Source organism: uncultured Frigoribacterium sp., from assembly GCF_963515265.1.
In the GTDB taxonomy this organism is placed as follows: Bacteria; Actinomycetota; Actinomycetes; order Actinomycetales; family Microbacteriaceae; genus Frigoribacterium.
In genome coordinates this window covers 1-17,496 of the sequence record NZ_CAUPYL010000006.1, presented here as the reverse complement: position 1 = coordinate 17,496, position 17,496 = coordinate 1, and the positions used below count along the sequence as shown (strand labels likewise).

Genomic DNA, 17,496 nt, shown 5'->3' with positions numbered 1-17,496 from the left:
GTGGGACGGCTGAGGACCCGTCCCACCACCTTATTCCCGACTCGAGTCGGGTCAGACCGAAATGGCGCGATCCGTGGGCTTCACCGGGAACGGCAGGATCGTCTCGCCCTCGAGCCACGCGTCCACGGCCGAGGCCGCCGCGCGGCCCTCGGCGATGGCCCAGACGATGAGGGACTGGCCGCGCCCCGCGTCGCCCGTGACGAACACGCCGGGCTCGGAGGTCTGGTAGTCGCCCCCGCGGTCGAGGTTGCCCCGGGAGTCGAACGGCACGCGCAGCTGCTGCTCGATCGCGTCGCGCTCCGGCCCCGTGAAGCCGAGGGCGAGGAGGACGAGGTCCGCGGGGATCTCGCGCTCGGTGCCCGCCTTCGGCACCCGACGGCCGTCGAGGTACTCCGTCTCTGCCACACGGACGGCGCGGACCTCGCCGACCTCGTTGCGGAGGAACTCGACGGTGGAGGCGAGGTACATCCGCTCGCCGCCCTCCTCGTGCGCGCTGGCGACCTCGAACAGGGTCGGGAAGGTGGGCCAGGGCTGGGACTCGGTCCGCTCCTCCGGGGGCTGCTGGCCGATCGCGAGGTTCGTCACGGACAGGGCGCCCTGACGGTGCGCCGTGCCGATGCAGTCGGCTCCCGTGTCGCCGCCGCCGAGGACGACGACGTGCTTGCCCTCGGCCGTGATCTGGTCGTCGACCCGGTCGCCGGCGCCGGTGCGGTTCTGCTGCACCAGGTACTCCATGGCGAAGTGGACCCCCGAGAGGTCGCGGCCCGGGATGTCGAGGTCGCGCGGAACGGTGGAGCCCGTGGCCACCACGACGGCGTCGTAGCGTGCCCGGAGGTCGTCCCAGGCGATGTCGCGGCCGATCTCGACTCCGGCGCGGAAGCGCGTGCCCTCGGCCCGCATCTGGGCGAGCCGCTGCTCGATCTGCTTCTTCTCCATCTTGAAGTCCGGGATGCCGTAGCGGAGGAGGCCGCCGATGCGGTCGTCGCGCTCGTAGACGGCGACGGTGTGGCCCGCGCGCGTCAGCTGCTGCGCGGCCGCGAGGCCGGCCGGGCCGGACCCGACGACGGCCACGGTCTTGCCCGTGAGGCGCTCCGGGGGGTGCGGCGTGACCCAGCCCTGCTGGAACGCTTGGTCGATGATGCTGACCTCGACCTGCTTGATGGTCACCGGCGGCTGGTTGATGCCCAGCACGCAGGAGGCCTCGCAGGGCGCGGGGCACAGGCGGCCCGTGAACTCGGGGAAGTTGTTGGTCGCGTGCAGCCGCTCGCTGGCCTGGCGGCCCTCGCCGCGCCACATGAGGTCGTTCCACTCGGGGATGAGGTTGCCGAGCGGGCAGCCCTGGTGGCAGAAGGGCACGCCGCAGTCCATGCAGCGGCCCGCCTGTCGGCGCAGCTCGCCGCTCTCCTGCTGCTCGTACACCTCCTTGTAGTCCATCAGTCGCACGGACACGGGACGACGCTTCGGGAGCTCGCGCTTCTGGGTCTTGAGGAACCCCTTCGGATCAGCCACCGGTCACCTCCAGGATTCGCTTCCAGGCTTCGTCGCCATCGGGGTCGAGACCCTCGTCGACGGCCGTCTGCCGGGTGGCGAGGACGGCGGCGTAGTCACGCGGCAGGACCTTGACGAACTCGGACGCCGAGGCGTCGACGTCGGCGAGCAGGCGCTCGGCGACGGGCGAGCCCGTCTCGGCGAGGTGCCGCGACAGGAGGTCGGAGAGGATCTCGACGTCAGCGCTGCCGAGCGGGTGCAGCTTGAGCTCGCCCGACGCGAGGGACTCGGCGTTGACCCGCTCGCTGCGGAGCCGGTGCACGTAGGCCGTGCCGCCGGACATGCCCGCGCCCAGGTTGCGGCCCGTGTCGCCGAGGATGACGGCGAGCCCGCCGGTCATGTACTCGAGCGCGTGGTCGCCCACGCCCTCGACGACGGCGCTGGCACCCGAGTTGCGGACCAGGAACCGCTCGCCCACGATGCCGCGGATGAACAGGCTTCCCTGGGTCGCGCCGTAGCCGATCACGTTGCCGGCGATGACGTTCTCCTCGGCCACGAAGGTGCTCTCGCGCGACGGGCGCACGACGACGATGCCGCCGGAGAGGCCCTTGCCGACGTAGTCGTTGCTGTCGCCCTCGAGCCGCAGGGTGATGCCGGCCGGCAGGAAGGCGCCGAGCGACTGGCCGGCGGAGCCGGTCAGCGTGACGTCGATGCTGCCCTCGGGGAGGCCGTGCTCGCCGTGGCGGACGGTCACCTCGTGGCCGAGCATCGTGCCGACGGCGCGCTCGGTGTTGCGGATGGGCAGCGAGATCGCCACCTTGCCGCCGTTCTCGAGCGCGTCGGCGCTGCGGGCGATCAGCTCGACGTCGAAGTGCGACTCGAGGTCGTGGTCCTGCTGCCGACGGTTGCGGCGAGGCTCGTCCTCGTCGAACTGCGGTCCGACCAGCACGGGCGACAGGTCGAGACCGGACGCCTTCCAGTGGTCGAGCGCACGGTCGACGTCGAGCGCGTCCGTGCGGCCGACGGCCTCGTCGAGGCTGCGGAAGCCGAGGGAGGCGAGGATCTCGCGCACCTCCTGCGCCAGGAACTCGAAGAAGTTGACGACGAACTCGGGCTTGCCCGAGAACCGCGCCCGGAGCTCGGGATTCTGCGTCGCGACACCCACGGGGCAGGTGTCGAGGTGGCAGACGCGCATCATGATGCAGCCCTCGACGATCAGCGGGGCCGTCGCGAAGCCGAACTCCTCGCCGCCGAGCAGCGCGGCGATCACGACGTCGCGGCCCGTCTTCATCTGGCCGTCGACCTGCACGACGACACGGTCGCGCATGCCGTTGAGCATCAGCGTCTGCTGGGTCTCGGCGAGGCCGATCTCCCACGGGGTGCCGGCGTGCTTGAGCGAGTTCAGGGGGCTGGCGCCCGTGCCGCCGTCGTGGCCCGAGACGAGGACCACGTCGGCGAGGGCCTTCGTCACGCCCGCGGCGACCGCGCCGATGCCCGACTGGCTCACGAGCTTGACGTGCACCCGGGCCGTCGGGTTGGCGCGCTTGACGTCGAAGATGAGCTGCTTCAGGTCTTCGATCGAGTAGATGTCGTGGTGCGGCGGCGGGCTGATCAGCCCGACGCCCGGCGTCGCGTGCCGGGTGCGTGCCACCCACGGGTAGACCTTCGTCGGGGGCAGCTGCCCGCCCTCGCCGGGCTTGGCGCCCTGGGCCATCTTGAGCTGGATGTCGGTGGCGTGGGTGAGGTACATGCTCGTGACGCCGAAGCGCCCCGACGCGACCTGCTTGACGGCGCTGCGGCGCTCGGGGTCCAGCAGCCGGTCGACGTCCTCGCCGCCCTCGCCCGTGTTGGACTTGCCGCCCAGCCGGTTCATGGCGACCGCGAGGGTCTCGTGCGCCTCCTTCGAGATGGAGCCGTAGCTCATCGCGCCGGTCGAGAACCGCTTGACGATCGACTCGATCGGCTCGACCTCGTCGAGCGGCACCGGCTGACGCAGGCCCTCTCGGAAGGAGAAGAGCCCGCGGAGGGTCATCAGGTCCTCCGACTGGTCGTCGACGAGCTTCGTGTACTCGCGGAAGATGTCGTACCGGCGCGTGCGCGTGGCGTGCTGGAGGCGGAAGACGGTGTCGGGGTTGAACAGGTGCCGCGGGCCCTCGCGGCGCCACTGGTACTCGCCGCCCGTCGCCAGGCGCTCGTGCGCCACGACGGATCCGTCGGTCGGGTAGGCGCTGGTGTGGCGCTGCTTGTTCTCGGCGGCGACGACGTCGATGCCCACCCCGCCGAGCACACTCGACGTGCCGGTGAAGTACGTGTCGACGAACTCCTGGCTGAGGCCGACGGCCTCGAAGGCCTGGGCGGCGGCGTAGCTCGACACGGTCGAGATGCCCATCTTGGACATGATCTTGAGCACGCCCTTGCCGAGCGCCTTGATCAGGTTGTGGACGGCGTCCTCCGGCGAGATGCCGGTGATCATGCCCGACCGGACGAGGTTCTCGCAGGTCTCCATGGCGAGGTACGGGTTGATCGCCGAGGCGCCGTAGCCGATCAGGGTGGCGACGTGGTGCACCTCGCGGACGTCGCCGGCCTCGACGATCAGGCCGACCGACATGCGCTTCTCGGTGCGGATCAGGTGGTGGTGGACCGCGGCGAGCATGAGGAGGGACGGGACGGGCGCGAAGTCCTGGTTCGAGTCGCGGTCGGAGAGCACGATGAACTCGGCCCCGGCCTCGATGGCGTCGTCGACCTCGTTGCACATGGCCGCGATGCGCTTCTCGAGCGCGCGCGGCCCCTTGTCGGCCCGGTACAGGCCGCGGATCGTCGAGGTGACGCGCGACCCGGGGCTGGGGTCGATGTGCTGGATCTTCGCGAGCTCGTCGTTGTCGATGACGGGGAAGTCGAGCACGACCTGACGCGCATGCTCCGGGGTGGCCGAGAGCAGGTTGCGCTCCGGGCCGAGACCGAGCGAGAGCGACGTGACGACCTGCTCGCGGATCGAGTCGAGCGGCGGGTTGGTCACCTGCGCGAACTGCTGCGTGAAGTAGTCGAAGAGGAGGCGCGGACGCTCGGACAGCACCGCGATCGGCGTGTCGCTGCCCATGGCGCCGAGTGGCTCCGCCCCGGTCTTCGCCATCGGCGTGAGCAGGATGCGCACTTCTTCTTCCGTGTAGCCGAAAGTGCGCTGGCGACGGATGACGGACGCCGGCGTGTGCACGATGTGCTCGCGCTCGGGGAGCTCGGAGAGCCGGATGCGGCCCTCGGCCAGCCACTCGCCGAAGGGCTGGGAGGTCGCGAGGTCGCGCTTGATCTCGTCGTCCTCGATCAGGCGGCCGGCCTCGGTGTCGACGAGGAACATCTTGCCCGGGCGCAGTCGGCCCTTGCGGACGATCTTGGCGGGGTCGATGTCGGGCAGCACGCCGATCTCGCTGGCGAGGACGACGAGGCCGTCGTCCGTGACCAGGTAGCGGCCGGGGCGCAGGCCGTTGCGGTCGAGGGTGGCGCCCACGAGGCTGCCGTCGGTGAAGGTGATGGCCGCGGGGCCGTCCCACGCCTCCATGATCATCGAGTGGTACTCGTAGAAGTCGCGCAGGGTCGGGTCGATGTCGACCTGGTTCTCCCACGCCTCGGGGACCATCATCATGATGGCGTGCGGCAGCGAGCGACCGGTGAGGCTCAGCAGCTCGACCACCTCGTCGAACGACGCGGAGTCGCTGGCGCCGGGGCTGACCACCGGGAGCAGCGGCTTGAGGTCGCCGAGGAGCTCGGACTCGAGCTGTGACTGACGCGCCCGCATCCAGTTGCGGTTGCCCCGGACCGTGTTGATCTCGCCGTTGTGCGCGATCATGCGGAACGGCTGCGCGAGCGGCCAGGACGGGAACGTGTTCGTGGAGTACCGGGAGTGCACGACGGCCAGCTTCGAGGCGAAGCGCTCGTCGCTGAGGTCGGGGTAGAAGGGCTCGAGCTGCAGCGTCGTGACCATGCCCTTGTAGACCATGGTGCGGCTGCCGAGCGAGGTGAAGTACGCACCGAGCTTCGACTCGGAGCGCTTGCGCAGACGGTAGGCCTGGCGGTCGAGCGCGACGCCCGAGAGCAGCTCGCCGTCGCCTCCGTGACGACGGCTGCGGACGAAGAGCTGCTCGAAGGCCGGCATCGCGCCGCGGGCGAGGGACCCGAGCTCGTCGGGGCGCACGGGCACCTCGCGCCAGCCGAGCACGTCGAGCTGCTCGAGGTTCGCGATCCGCTCGACGCCGGTCTTCAGCTCGGCGCGCTCCTGCTCGTCGGTGGGCAGGAAGGCGATGCCGACCGCGTACTGCCCCGCCTCGGGCAGCTCGAAGTCGACGACGGCGCGGAGGAACGCGTCGGGGACCTGGCAGAGGATGCCGGCCCCGTCGCCCGTGCCCGCGTCGGAGCCGATGGCACCGCGGTGCTCGAGGTTGCGGAGGGCGCCGAGCGCGGCGTCGACGATGTCGTGGCCCGGGGTCCCGCGGAGGGTGGCGACCATGGCGAGGCCGCAGGCGTCCTTCTCGTTGCGCGGGTCGTACAGGCCCGCAGCAGCGGGAACGGTGCTGAACTGCTGGTGAACTGGCGTGAGCGCCATGTGATCCGTCCTCACGGGGAGATCCGATGGGGGTCGGGACGTCGTCGGCCCGTCGTCGAGACGACGCCGCGGAGGCGGTCGTCGTCGGCAGGTGCTGTCCGGGCGGTGGTGGCGGGCCCGGGTGCGGCGCAGCGTGACTTCCCGTGGCTGCTTGTGGCAGTCGTGAGGCGGTGCTCGTCGCGGAGGGTGCCCCTGAGGGAGCAGGTCGTGTCGTCGGTGCTGACGGTGCCTGTCGGGCTCAGGAGCGTGGCGTGGTCTCGGTGTTGTCGTCCGATGATGCCACGGTGACCAACTCGGGTTCGTCGTCCTCCGTGTACGTGTCGCGCGAGTCTACCTCAGCGGCACGGTCGGACGGCGCGCGGCCCGGCACGTAGGGGCCGGGCAGCAGCCCGGTGTGGCGACGGTTCGCGATGACCCAGATGGCCACGCCGAGGACGATGGCGGCGAAGGAAGCCCAGACGTTGGTGCGGATGCCGAAGAACAGGAGGCTCGGGTCGGTGCGGATGGACTCGAAGACCGAGCGGCCGATCCCGTACCAGACCAGGTAGAACGCCAGGGCGCGGCCCCACTGCATCGGCGTCCTGCGCTCGATCAGCAGGAGGACGGCGACGCCCGCCAGCATCCAGATGATCTCGTACAGGAAGGTGGGGTGGAACAGCGTGCCCTCGGGCAGGCCGACCGGGTAGGCGGGGTTGGTCGACTCGATCTCGAGGCCCCAGGGCAGGTCGGTCGGCAGGCCGAACAGCTCGTGGTTGAACCAGTTGCCGAGACGGCCGAAGGCCTGGGCGACGAGCAGCCCGGGCGCGAGCGCGTCGGCGAACACGGAGAAGCGCAGGCCGGAGGCGCGGCAGCCGAGCCAGACGCCGAGGGCACCGAAGAGCAGGGCACCGTAGATGGCGAGCCCGCCCTCCCAGACGGCGAAGGCCCGCCACCACTCCTGCCCGGCGAAGTAGTCGGCGGGGTGGGTGACGACGTGGAAGAACCGGCCTCCGATGATCCCCAGCGGGACGGCGAAGATCGCGACGTCGATGACGACCCAGCGCTCGGCACCACGATCGATGAGGCGCTTGTTCGTGAGGAGGACCGCGGCGACGATCCCCACGAGGATGCAGATCGCGTAGGCGTGGATGCGGAGGGACCCGGGCAGCGCGGCGCCGAACGTCGAGTTGATCCAGTTCGTCAGGTCGAAGTACTGCCAGTCGACGGACGGGCTCGGGATGCTCAGGGGAACGAACACGTTCGGGGCGCCTTTCAGGGGGGACTACGGGACGCCGGCGGGCCGACGAGGAACGACTCTAGCGTGGGCCGTCGTCAGCGTCGGACGTCAGGGACGGACGGCGGCGCCGCTCGACAGGTCGGCCGCGACCTCGGCGAGGCGGGACAGCCCGCCGTCGGCGAGAGCCCGGACGAACGCGGAGCCGACGATGGCCCCGTCGGCGTACTCCAGCACCTCGCGGACCTGCTGCGCGGTCGAGATGCCGAGGCCGACGCAGGCGTGCTCGACGCCCGCGGCCCGCAGCCGGTCGACGAGCGTGTGCGCTGCGGCGTCGACGTCGGTCCGTGCGCCGGTGATGCCCATCGTCGAGACCGTGTAGACGAAGCCGCGGCTGCGCTCGACGGACTGACGGAGGCGGTCGTCGCTCGAGGAGGGCGCCGCGAGGAAGACGCGGTCCAGACCGGTGGCCTCGGAGGCGTCGAGCCAGTCGGCGGCCTCGTCGGGGATGAGGTCGGGCGTGATGAGCCCTGCTCCCCCGGCCGCGGCCAGGTCGTCGGCGAAGCGCCGGACGCCGTACTGCTCGACCGGGTTCCAGTAGGTCATGACGACGACCGGGGCGGCGGTGCGCGACGTGATCTCGCGGACGGCGGTGAAGACGTCGCGGACCCGGAAGCCCTCGGCGAGGGCGCGCTGGGTCGCGGCCTGGATGACCGGCCCGTCCATCACGGGATCCGAGTAGGGCAGGCCCAGCTCGATGACGTCGACGCCGTTCTCGGCCAGGGTGACCGCGGCGTCGATGCTCGTCGCGAGGTCGGGGAAGCCGACGGGCAGGTAGCCGATCAGGGCGCCGGTGCCCGCGTCGCGGCGGGCACGGATGGCCGTCGCGACCTTGCTGCCGGTCTCCGGGGCGGAGGTGGTGTCGGTCACAGCTGCTGCGCCTCCTCGTCGAGGACCCCGAAGTAACGACTCGCGGTCGCCACGTCCTTGTCGCCGCGGCCGCTCATCGACACGAGGATCGTCCAGTCAGGGTGGCGCTGACCGAGCTTGATGGTCCCGGCCAGGGCGTGCGCCGTCTCGATCGCGGGCAGGATGCCCTCCGTCTGCGTGAGCAGCTTGAAGGCGGCCATGGCCTCGGCGTCGGTGACGGGCTCGTAGTGAGCGCGACCGCTCTCGGCGAGCCAGGCGTGCTCGGGGCCGACGCTCGGGTAGTCGAGGCCGGCCGAGATGGAGTGGCTCTCGAGCGTCTGGCCGTCCTCATCTTGCATGAGGTACGACTTCGTGCCCTGGAGGTTGCCGATGCGGCCCAGCGTGATCGACGCCGCGTGGCGACCCGTCTCGACGCCGTCGCCGCCCGCCTCGTAGCCCCAGAGCTCGACCGAGGGGTCGTCGAGGAACGCGTGGAAGATGCCCATCGCGTTCGAGCCGCCGCCCACGCAGGCCGTGACGGCATCCGGCAGCCGACCCGTGAGGGCGAGCACCTGCTCGCGCGCCTCCTCGCCGATGATCTTGTGGAAGTCGCGCACCATGGCCGGGAACGGGTGCGGGCCAGCGACCGTGCCGAGCACGTAGTGGGTCGTGTCGACGCTCGCCACCCAGTCGCGCATGGCGTCGTTGATCGCGTCCTTGAGGGTGCGCGAGCCGGTCGTGACCGAGACGACCTCGGCCCCGAGCAGGCGCATGCGGGCGACGTTGAGCGCCTGGCGCTCGGTGTCGACCTGGCCCATGTAGACGACGCAGGACATGCCGAAGAGGGCGGCGGCGGTCGCGGTGGCGACGCCGTGCTGACCCGCGCCGGTCTCGGCGATCAGTCGGGTCTTGCCGAGCTTGCGGGCGAGGAGCGCCTGGCCGAGCACGTTGTTGATCTTGTGCGAGCCGGTGTGGTTCAGGTCTTCGCGCTTGAGCAGGATGCGCGCGCCGCCGGCGTGCTCGGCGAAGCGCGGCACCTCGGTCACGATCGACGGGCGGCCCGTGTAGGTCGCGTGCAGGGCGGCCAGCTCGGCCTGGAACTCGGGGTCGACGGCGGCCGCCTTGTAGGCGGCGTCGAGCTCGTCCAGCGCCGCGACCAGCGACTCGGGGACGAAGCGCCCGCCGAAGGAGCCGAAGTACGGCCCGGTCTCGTCTCGAAGTGCCACGGTCAGACCTCCAGGAAGCGGGTGAGCGCATCGACGGGGTCGCCGTGCGTGACGAGGGCCTCGCCCACGAGCACGACGTCGGCGCCGGCGCGACGGTAGTGCGCCACGTCGGCGGGCGACATGACGGCGGACTCGGCGACACGGGTGACGCCGGCGGGGATCGAGTCGGCCAGGCGGCCGAACAGGTCGGGGTCGAGCTCGAACGTCGAGAGGTCGCGGGCGTTCACGCCGAGCACCTCGGCACCGGCGTCGAGGCCGCGGGCGACCTCGTCGGCCGAGTGCGTCTCGACGAGCGCCGTCATGCCGAGCTCGCGCACGAGGTCGTGCATCTCGACCAGGCGGGCCTGCTCGAGACCGGCGACGATGAGCAGCACCAGGTCGGCACCCGCGGCGCGGGCCTCGAGGACCTGGTACGGGTCGGCGATGAAGTCCTTGCGGAGCACGGGCACGTCGACGACGTTGCGCACGGCCTCGAGGTCGGCGAGGCTGCCCTTGAATTTGCGCCCCTCGGTGAGGACGCTGATGGCGCTCGCTCCCCCGGTCGCGTACGACAGCGCCAAGGAGGCGGGATCAGGGATGGCGTGCAGGTCGCCTCGCGAGGGGCTCGCGCGCTTGACCTCGGCGATGATCTTGACTCCGGCCGCAGGAGCGAGTGCTGCCCGGGCGTCGAGCGCCGGGGCGCGGTCGAGCGCGGCCGCCTCGACGGCGGCGAAGGGCAGGGACTCGCGGCGGGCGTCGGCATCGGCCAGCGCGCCCGCGTACAGGTCGTCGAGCACCTAGTTGTGCGCCTTCGGCACGTAGCGGTGGCCGCCGACGCCGTAGCCAGCGCGCTTGAGCACGAGGCCCACGACGAGGCCGACGAGCAGGAGCGCCGCGGAGGCCCAGACGACCCAGACGACGGCGAAGAAGAAGGCGACCGTGCCGATCGAGAAGGCGACCAGCATGATCACGACGGCCGTCCAGGCCGCCGGGGAGTTGCCGTGGCCGAGGTCGTCGGCGGTCTCGGTCTCGGCGGCTTTCGTCATCTGCTGGCTCACGGTGCTCCTCGGATCAGTGCGGTACGGGGTGAGTCTACCGGCTGGGTCGGTCGCCGGCGCCCGGACGGGGCCCGGCGTCGTCGACCGGCGCGGCGGGCTCGTCGGGATCGGTGGGGTCGTCGCCGACCGAGAGGCTGTCCCACGTCGCGCTCGGGTCGCTCGCCGGGTCGGCAGGCACGAGCCGGGTGGCGGTGTACTTGCGCCCGGCCTTCGGCCACGCCCCCGAGGTGACGACGATCGCCACGCCCAGCAGCGCGGCGAGCACGCCCGCGACGAGCGCGAGCCAGGGCCAGGGGGTGGCCGACGTCGACGAGACGAGGGCGCGGAGGCTGTCCTGGCCGTCGACCCCGGTCGCGTCGGTGACGACGCTGCCGGAGGCGCGGACCGGGTCGGCGAGGGCGGTGCCCGCCGTCACGGCGATGCTGGCGCCGAGCGCGACCTGCAGCAGGCCGAGGACGACGCGGAAGACACGCCCCGCGATCGTGAGGGCGCCCACGAGGGCCAGGGCGGCCAGGGAGAGGGCGGAGACGGGCGATCCGGCGACGTCGCCGGCCGCGGTCAGGTCGAGCTGCCCGCCCTGCGGGGACGCGACCACGACGCGGAACCAGGGCTGCGTCCAGGTGAGGAGGCCAACACCGGCGAGGAGGACCCCGACGAGGATCGTGACGAGCTTGAGCCGCCGCGGCCCCATCAGCGGAGCCTCGTCATGGCGTTGGCCACGGCGACGGCGCGGAGGGGGGCCGCGGCCTTGTTGCGCGCCTCCTGCGCCTCGGCGTCGGGGTCGCTGTCGGCGACCAGGCCCGCGCCGGCCTGGACCCTGGCGACGCCGCCCTGCAGGAGGACCGTGCGGATCGCGATCGCGACGTCGGCGGAGCCGGCGAAGTCGAAGTAGCCGACGACTCCCCCGTACACGCCGCGCTGAGCCGGCTCGAGCTCGTCGATGATCTCGAGGGCCCGTGGCTTCGGCGCGCCCGAGAGCGTGCCCGCGGGGAACGTCGCGCGGAACGCGTCGATGGCGTTCCGCCCGGGGGCGAGATCGCCCTCGACGCTCGACACGAGGTGCATGATGTGGCTGAAGCGCTCGACCTGCATGAACTCGGTCACCTCGACGGTGCCGGGCGTGCAGACCTTGAGCAGGTCGTTGCGCGCCAGGTCGACGAGCATGAGGTGCTCGGCCCGCTCCTTCTCGTCGCCGAGCAGCCGCTCGGCGTGCACGCCGTCCTCCTCGGGCGTCGCGCCCCGGGGGGCCGACCCGGCGATGGGGTGGGTGAAGGCGCGCCGTCCGTCGACCTTGACCAGCGCCTCCGGAGACGAGCCGACGATCTGGTAGGGCTCGCCCGTCGCGTCCTCGAGGCTGACCAGGTACATGTACGGGCTCGGGTTCAGGGTCCGCAGCACCCGGTAGACGTCGAGGGCGTCGGCGGTCAGCTCGTGGTCGAAGCGCTGCGAGACGACGACCTGGAACACGTCGCCGTCGACGATGAACTGCTTCGAGCGCTCGATCGCCTCGGCGTAGTCCGTCCGCGGCGTGCGGTCGACGGGCGATGGCTGGACGCCCAGGTCGACGTCGGAGAGGAAGGCGTCGCTCGGCGCCGCCAGGCCCGACTGCAGCCCGTCGAGACGCGCCTGGGCGTCGGCCCAGAGCGAGTCGGCGTCGTCGGCACCGTCGTTGAGCACCGTCGCGATCAGCATGACGGCTCCGGTGCGGTGGTCGAGCGCGACGAGCTCGGAGACGAAGCTGAGCGCCTGCGACGGGACGGTGAAGTCGGCGGGAGGCACGTCGGGGAGGTGCTCCAGCTCGCGGACCGCCTCCCAGCCGACGAAGCCGACCAGGCCGCCCGTGAGCGGCGGGAGGTCGGGGATGCGCGGCGTCGCCCAGCGCTCGTGCAGGGCGGAGAGGACCTCGAGCGGACGACCGGTCGCACCGCCGAGGGCCCGCTCGGCGTCGAGCCCGTGCGCGAGCCACCGCACCTCGCCCTCGTGCGTCGTGAGGACGCCGAAGGACGAGACGCCGACGAACGACCAGCGCGACCAGATGCCGCCCTGTCCGGCCGACTCGAGGAGGAAGGTGCCCGGACGGCCGGCGGCGAGCTTGCGGTAGATGCCCACCGGCGTCTCGCCGTCGGCGAAGAGGTCACGGACCACCGGGATCACCCGGTGGCCGTCGAGCAGGGCGTCGAAGGCCGCACGCGTGGTCGACGAGCGGTCAGCCACGATCGGCCTCCCCCGCGCCGTCGGACCGAGCGCGGTCGGTGCCCGCGTCCGTCGAGGAGGCGGTGGCCGGCCTGAGCGGGTCGACGTCGAAGCACGAGTGGGCGCCCGTGTGGCAGGCGGCCCCGATCTGCTCGACGGTCACGAGCAGCGCGTCGTCGTCGCAGTCGAGCGCAGCGGCCCGGACGAACTGGGCGTGGCCGGAGGTGTCGCCCTTGCGCCAGTACTCCTGCCTCGAGCGTGACCAGAAGGTCACCCGGCCCTCGGTCAGGGTGCGACGCAGCGCCTCCTCGTCCATCCAGCCCATCATCAGCACGTCGCGCGAGGCGGCGTCCTGGATGATCGCGGGCAGCAGCCCGCTCGCGTCGAAGCGGGCGCGCGCCACGACCGGCTCGACGGTGTCACGGGTCAGGGGCTGCTCGGGCGCTGTCTGGTCGGTCATGGGGACTCCCGGGGTCATCGGACGACGGCGCCGGAGGCGGCCAGCTCGCGCTTCACGTCGCCGACGGTCAGCTCGCGGTTGTGGAACACGGAGGCGGCGAGGACGGCGTCGGCGCCGGCGGCCACGGCGGGCGCGAAGTGCTCGAGGGCGCCGGCCCCGCCGGAGGCGATGACCGGGACGCGGCTGTTCGACCGCATCAGGGCCACGAGCTCGAGGTCGAACCCCTGCTTCGTGCCGTCGGCGTCGATGCTGTTGACGAGCAGCTCGCCCGCGCCGCGCTCGATGGCCTCGCGTGCCCAGGCCACGGCGTCGATGTCCGTCTCGGTGCGGCCGCCGTGGGTCGTCACGACGAAGCCGGAGGGCATCCGGGCCGATCGCTTGACGTCGAGGGAGAGCACGACGCACTGGGCGCCGAAGCGGTCGGCGATCTCACCGACGAGCGCGGGGCGGGCGATCGCCGCGCTGTTGACGCCGATCTTGTCCGCGCCCGCCGCCTGGAGTCGCGCGACGTCGTCGGTCGAGCGGACTCCCCCGCCGACGGTCAGCGGGATGAAGACCTGCTCGGCGGTCGCCCGCACGACGTCGTAGGTGGTCGCGCGGTCGTCGACCGTCGCGGTGACGTCGAGGAACGTGATCTCGTCGGCGCCCTGCTCGTAGTAGGTGCGGGCGAGCTCGACGGGGTCGCCCGCGTCGCGCAGGTCGAGGAAGTTGACGCCCTTGACGACGCGCCCTGCGGCGACGTCGAGGCAGGGGACGACACGGACCGCGAGTGACGGGTCGGCGGCCGTCACGGTCAGAGCCTCGCGGCGTGGATCGGGCTCACGAGGATGGCCCGGGCGCCCAGGTCGTACAGGGCGTCCATCACCTGGTTGGTGTCGCCGCGCGGCACCATCACGCGGACGGCGGCCCAGTCGGCGTCGTGCAGGGGCGCCACGGTCGGCGACTCCATGCCCGGCGTGACGGCGGTCGCCGCGTCGAGGGCCGACACCGGCACGTCGTAGTCCATCATCACGTAGCGTCGCGCGACGAGGACTCCCTGGAGTCGGCGGTGCAGCACGTCGATGCCCGCGGCCTGCGCGTCGGAGGCGATGAGCACGGCGGTCGACTGCAGGATGACCGGCCCGAAGACCTCGAGTCCGGCGGCGCGGAGGGTGGTGCCCGTCTCGACGACGTCGGCGATCGCGTCGGCCACGCCGAGCTTGACGGCGCTCTCGACCGCCCCGTCGAGGCCCACGAGCTGGGCCGTGACTCCGGCGTCGCGGAGGAACGCGCCGACCAGGCCGACGTAGCTCGTCGCGACCCGGAGGCCCTCGAGGTCGGCCAGCTCGCGGAAGCGACCGGCCGGGCCGGCGAAGCGGAAGGTGGAGGAGGCGAAGTCGAGGGGCGCGATCTCGCCGGCGGTCGACCCGGAGTCGAGCAGCAGGTCGCGGCCGGTGATGCCGACGTCGAGCGCGCCCTGGCCGACGTAGGTCGCGATGTCGCGGGGCCGGAGGTAGAAGAACTCGACGCCGTTGCGCTCGTCGGCCTGGTAGAGCGACTTCGGGTCGCGGCGACCCTGGTAGCCCGCCTCGTGGAGCATCTGGCTGGCGGTCTCGCTGAGGGAGCCCTTGTTGGGCACTGCTACGCGGAGCATGGTGGGGAGCTGTCCGTTCTGGGGCCGCCGGTCGGCGGCGTCACGTCGTGAGGTGGTGGGGACGGGCTCAGAGATGTCGCCACACGTCGTCGGGGGTCAGGCCCTTGGCGATCATGAGCACCTGCACGTGGTAGATCAGCTGCGAGATCTCCTCTGCCGTGGCGACGTCGCCCTCGTACTCGGCGGCCATCCAGACCTCGGCCGCCTCCTCGACGATCTTCTTGCCGATCTGGTGGACCCCGGCGTCGAGCTCGGCGACGGTGCCGCTGCCCTCGGGACGGTCACGGGCCTTGTCGCTGAGCTCGGAGAACAGCTGGTCGAAGGACTTCACGACGACAAGGCTACCGTCGCCGCGGCCGCCCTCAGCGCGGCGATGCGCTCGGCGGGGTCGCCGCCGTAGACGGCCGAGCCCGCGACGACCGTGTCGGCACCGTTCTCGACGGCCGTCACGATCGTGTCGAGCCCGATGCCGCCGTCGACCTCGAGCCAGACGTCCAGGCCGGAGGCGCGGACCGCCTCGCGCGCGCGAGCCAGCTTGGGCATCGTCTCGGGCATGAAGGACTGCCCGCCGAAGCCCGGCTCGACCGTCATCACGAGGATCATGTCCCACTCGTCGAGGGTCTGCAGGTAGGGCTCGAGGTCCGTGCCGGGCTTGACCGCGACGGACGCACGCGCCCCGGTGCTGCGGATCGCCCGCGCGGTCGCCACCGGGTCTGTGGCGGCCTCGGCGGAGAACGTCACGGAGAAGGCGCCGAGCTCCGCGTAGCGCGGCGCCCAACGATCGGCGTCCTCGACCATGAGGTGCACGTCGAGCGGCACCGGACTGACCTGCTGGAGTCGCTCGACGACCGGCAGGCCGAGTGTCAGGTTGGGCACGAAATGCCCGTCCATCACGTCGACGTGGACGAGGTCCGCGTCGGAGATGCGGGCGAGGTCGCGCTCGAGGTTGGCGAAGTCGGCCGAGAGGATGCTGGGGCTGATGCGGACGGACACCGGACGATCGTACCGGCGATGCGCCTCCTCGGCCTCTGGGCCTCGCCTGCGTCAGTGCTTTCCTGCGTCAGACCAGTTCTGCGTCAGGCCTTCTTCTGCACGAGGGCGACGAACATGGCGTCCGTGCCCTGGCGGTGGGGCCACAGCTGGACGTAGGGCCCGGAGGCGAGGTCGACCTCGCCCTCGGCGACCCGGGCGACGGCCTCGGGGCCGTCGAGCAGCTCGACGTCGTCGCGGCGACGCAGCCCGGACTCGACGATCGCCCGGGTCTCGGCGAGGTGCGGCGAGCACGTGACGTAGGCGAGCAGGCCGCCCGGCGCGAGCGCGTCGAGGGCGCTGGCGAGGAGGTCGGCCTGGAGGCGGGTGAGCTCGCCCACGTCGCCGGGCTGCTTGCGCCAGCGCGCCTCGGGACGACGGCGGAGGGCGCCGAGGCCGGTGCACGGCGCGTCGAGCAGGATGCGCTGGTAGCCGCCCGGCTCGTCGACGCCGAAGCGGACGGCGTCGCCCTCGCGGACGTCGACGTCCCCGGGGACGGCCGCGAGGGCCTGGCGGACGAGCCCGACGCGGGCCGGGACGAGCTCGTTGGCGACGAGGTGCGCACCGACCCTGGCCGCCTCGGCGGCGAGCAGGGCCGCCTTGCCGCCGGGACCCGCGCACATGTCGAGCCACCGCTCGCCGGGGGCGGCGTCGTGGTGGCGGCTCAGCAGCAGTGCGGCGAGCTGCGAGCCCTCGTCCTGGACGCGGGCTCGGCCCGTGCGGACCACGGGCTGCTGGGCAGGGTCTCCCCCGGCGCTGACCCGCGCCAGCGGCGAGAGAAGCGCGTCGTCGCCGCCGAGCTCGGACGGCTCCGCGAGCCCGGGCAGGGCGACGAGGCTGACCCGCGGGGGCACGTTGTCGGCGGCCAGCAGGTCGACGAGCTCGTCCTGGCGGCCCTCCGCGGCGAGCGAGCGGCGCAGGGCACGGATGACCCACACCGGGTGCGACCACTCGGCGGCGAGCCGGTCGTCGTCGCTCGTCGCGGCGGCGAGCACGCGCTCGCGCCACTCGTCGGGTGTGGAGCGGCCGACCGTCCGGAGGACGCCGTTGACGAAGCCGGTGCCGGCGCGGCTGCCGACCTGGCGCGCGAGCTCGACCGACTCGTCGACCGCGGCGTGCGCGGCCACCCGCGTCGAGAGCAGCTGGTGGACCCCGAGCCGGAGCACGTCGAGCAGGGCCGGGTCGATCGCGTCGGCCGGGCGCCGGGCGGCGAGAGCGACGACGCGGTCGTAGTAGCCCGACATGCGGAGCGTGCCGTAGGTGAGCTCGGTCGCGAGGGCGGCGTCCTGAGCGTCGAGGCCGGCGCGGGCGATGCGGGCGGGCAGGAGCAGGTTGGCGTAGGCGTCGGCGTCGGCGACGGCGCGGAGCACGTCGAGGGCGACCTGGCGGGCGGGCTGGACGCGGCTCACGCGGGGGCCTCCTGGTCGTTCACGGGTGTCGTGGTCGTCGTGTCGTCGCCGGTCGTCGCAGCCGGCTCCGTCAGCAGCACGTCGTCGGTCGACGGCAGCCCGCGGCTCCAGTCGGCCCCGGCCATCGGCTTCTTGCCGGGCGGCTGGACGCGGACGAGCTCGAGCGGAGCGGAGCCCGTGCCCACGAGGAGGCGGCGGCCCCGGAGCGCGATCCGCCCCGGCGCGAGCGGCTCGCCCTCCACGGCCGCGTCAGCCGCGTCAGCCGCGTCGTCTGCGCCCGCGCCAGCGTCCACGGCACGGAGCTC

At 72.5% G+C, this 17,496-nt stretch carries 15 protein-coding genes and 1 pseudogene; all 16 read right to left on the bottom strand.

Annotated features, from left to right (window positions below; all coding sequences use genetic code 11):
* Positions 1 to 51: 51 nt before the first annotated feature.
* Positions 52 to 1,509, bottom strand: a complete 1,458-nt coding sequence (locus RWM17_RS01590) for a glutamate synthase subunit beta (protein ID WP_314100801.1) — start codon at positions 1,507 to 1,509, stop codon at positions 52 to 54.
* Positions 1,502 to 6,082: a glutamate synthase large subunit gene (gltB, locus tag RWM17_RS01585; RefSeq protein ID WP_314100838.1), complete on the bottom strand. Its 4,581-nt coding sequence runs from the start codon at positions 6,080 to 6,082 to the stop codon at positions 1,502 to 1,504. Before gltB ends, RWM17_RS01590 begins: the two co-directional genes overlap by 8 nt.
* 238 nt (positions 6,083 to 6,320) lie before the next feature.
* The gene (gene lgt / locus RWM17_RS01580) at positions 6,321 to 7,319 is read right to left on the bottom strand and encodes a prolipoprotein diacylglyceryl transferase (RefSeq protein WP_314100799.1); all 999 of its coding nucleotides are present in this window, start codon (positions 7,317 to 7,319) and stop codon (positions 6,321 to 6,323) included.
* Between the two features lie 87 nt (positions 7,320 to 7,406).
* Positions 7,407 to 8,225: a tryptophan synthase subunit alpha gene (gene trpA, locus RWM17_RS01575; protein WP_399539890.1), complete on the bottom strand. Its 819-nt coding sequence runs from the start codon at positions 8,223 to 8,225 to the stop codon at positions 7,407 to 7,409.
* Positions 8,222 to 9,430 (bottom strand): tryptophan synthase subunit beta, encoded by a 1,209-nt coding sequence (trpB, locus tag RWM17_RS01570; protein ID WP_133737528.1) that lies wholly within the window; start codon positions 9,428 to 9,430, stop codon positions 8,222 to 8,224. Before trpB ends, trpA begins: the two co-directional genes overlap by 4 nt.
* A 2-nt stretch (positions 9,431 to 9,432) precedes the next feature.
* Positions 9,433 to 10,206, bottom strand: a complete 774-nt coding sequence (trpC, locus tag RWM17_RS01565; protein ID WP_314100795.1) for an indole-3-glycerol phosphate synthase TrpC — start codon at positions 10,204 to 10,206, stop codon at positions 9,433 to 9,435.
* Positions 10,207 to 10,455, bottom strand: coding sequence for a DUF6704 family protein (locus RWM17_RS01560; RefSeq protein WP_123547220.1), 249 nt, complete (start codon positions 10,453 to 10,455; stop codon positions 10,207 to 10,209). It lies immediately after the preceding gene.
* A 46-nt stretch (positions 10,456 to 10,501) separates the two neighbouring features.
* Positions 10,502 to 11,158 carry a Trp biosynthesis-associated membrane protein gene (locus RWM17_RS01555; protein WP_314100793.1) on the bottom strand — a complete coding sequence of 219 codons (657 nt, stop codon included), beginning with the start codon at positions 11,156 to 11,158 and terminating at the stop codon, positions 10,502 to 10,504.
* Positions 11,158 to 12,684, bottom strand: coding sequence for an anthranilate synthase component I (locus RWM17_RS01550; RefSeq protein ID WP_314100834.1), 1,527 nt, complete (start codon positions 12,682 to 12,684; stop codon positions 11,158 to 11,160). Before RWM17_RS01550 ends, RWM17_RS01555 begins: the two co-directional genes overlap by 1 nt.
* Complete coding sequence (hisI, locus tag RWM17_RS01545; RefSeq protein WP_314100791.1) at positions 12,674 to 13,120, bottom strand: phosphoribosyl-AMP cyclohydrolase; 447 nt, start codon at positions 13,118 to 13,120, stop codon at positions 12,674 to 12,676. Before hisI ends, RWM17_RS01550 begins: the two co-directional genes overlap by 11 nt.
* 14 nt (positions 13,121 to 13,134) lie before the next feature.
* A complete protein-coding gene (hisF, locus tag RWM17_RS01540) occupies positions 13,135 to 13,911 on the bottom strand; it encodes an imidazole glycerol phosphate synthase subunit HisF (protein WP_146900754.1) in 777 nt (258 codons plus the stop codon).
* Between the two features lie 2 nt (positions 13,912 to 13,913).
* On the bottom strand, positions 13,914 to 14,753 hold the full coding sequence (hisG, locus tag RWM17_RS01535; RefSeq protein WP_146900751.1) for an ATP phosphoribosyltransferase: 840 nt from the start codon (positions 14,751 to 14,753) through the stop codon (positions 13,914 to 13,916).
* 67 nt (positions 14,754 to 14,820) lie between these two features.
* Positions 14,821 to 15,084, bottom strand: a complete 264-nt coding sequence (locus RWM17_RS01530; protein ID WP_123354635.1) for a phosphoribosyl-ATP diphosphatase — start codon at positions 15,082 to 15,084, stop codon at positions 14,821 to 14,823.
* Positions 15,081 to 15,746, bottom strand: coding sequence for a ribulose-phosphate 3-epimerase (gene rpe / locus RWM17_RS01525; protein WP_314100786.1), 666 nt, complete (start codon positions 15,744 to 15,746; stop codon positions 15,081 to 15,083). Before rpe ends, RWM17_RS01530 begins: the two co-directional genes overlap by 4 nt.
* Positions 15,747 to 15,829: 83 nt before the next feature.
* A complete protein-coding gene (locus RWM17_RS01520; protein ID WP_314100784.1) occupies positions 15,830 to 17,191 on the bottom strand; it encodes a transcription antitermination factor NusB in 1,362 nt (453 codons plus the stop codon).
* Positions 17,188 to 17,496: pseudogene (locus tag RWM17_RS01515) on the bottom strand (hypothetical protein); the annotation flags it as partial. The pseudogene RWM17_RS01515 and the gene RWM17_RS01520, both read right to left, overlap by 4 nt.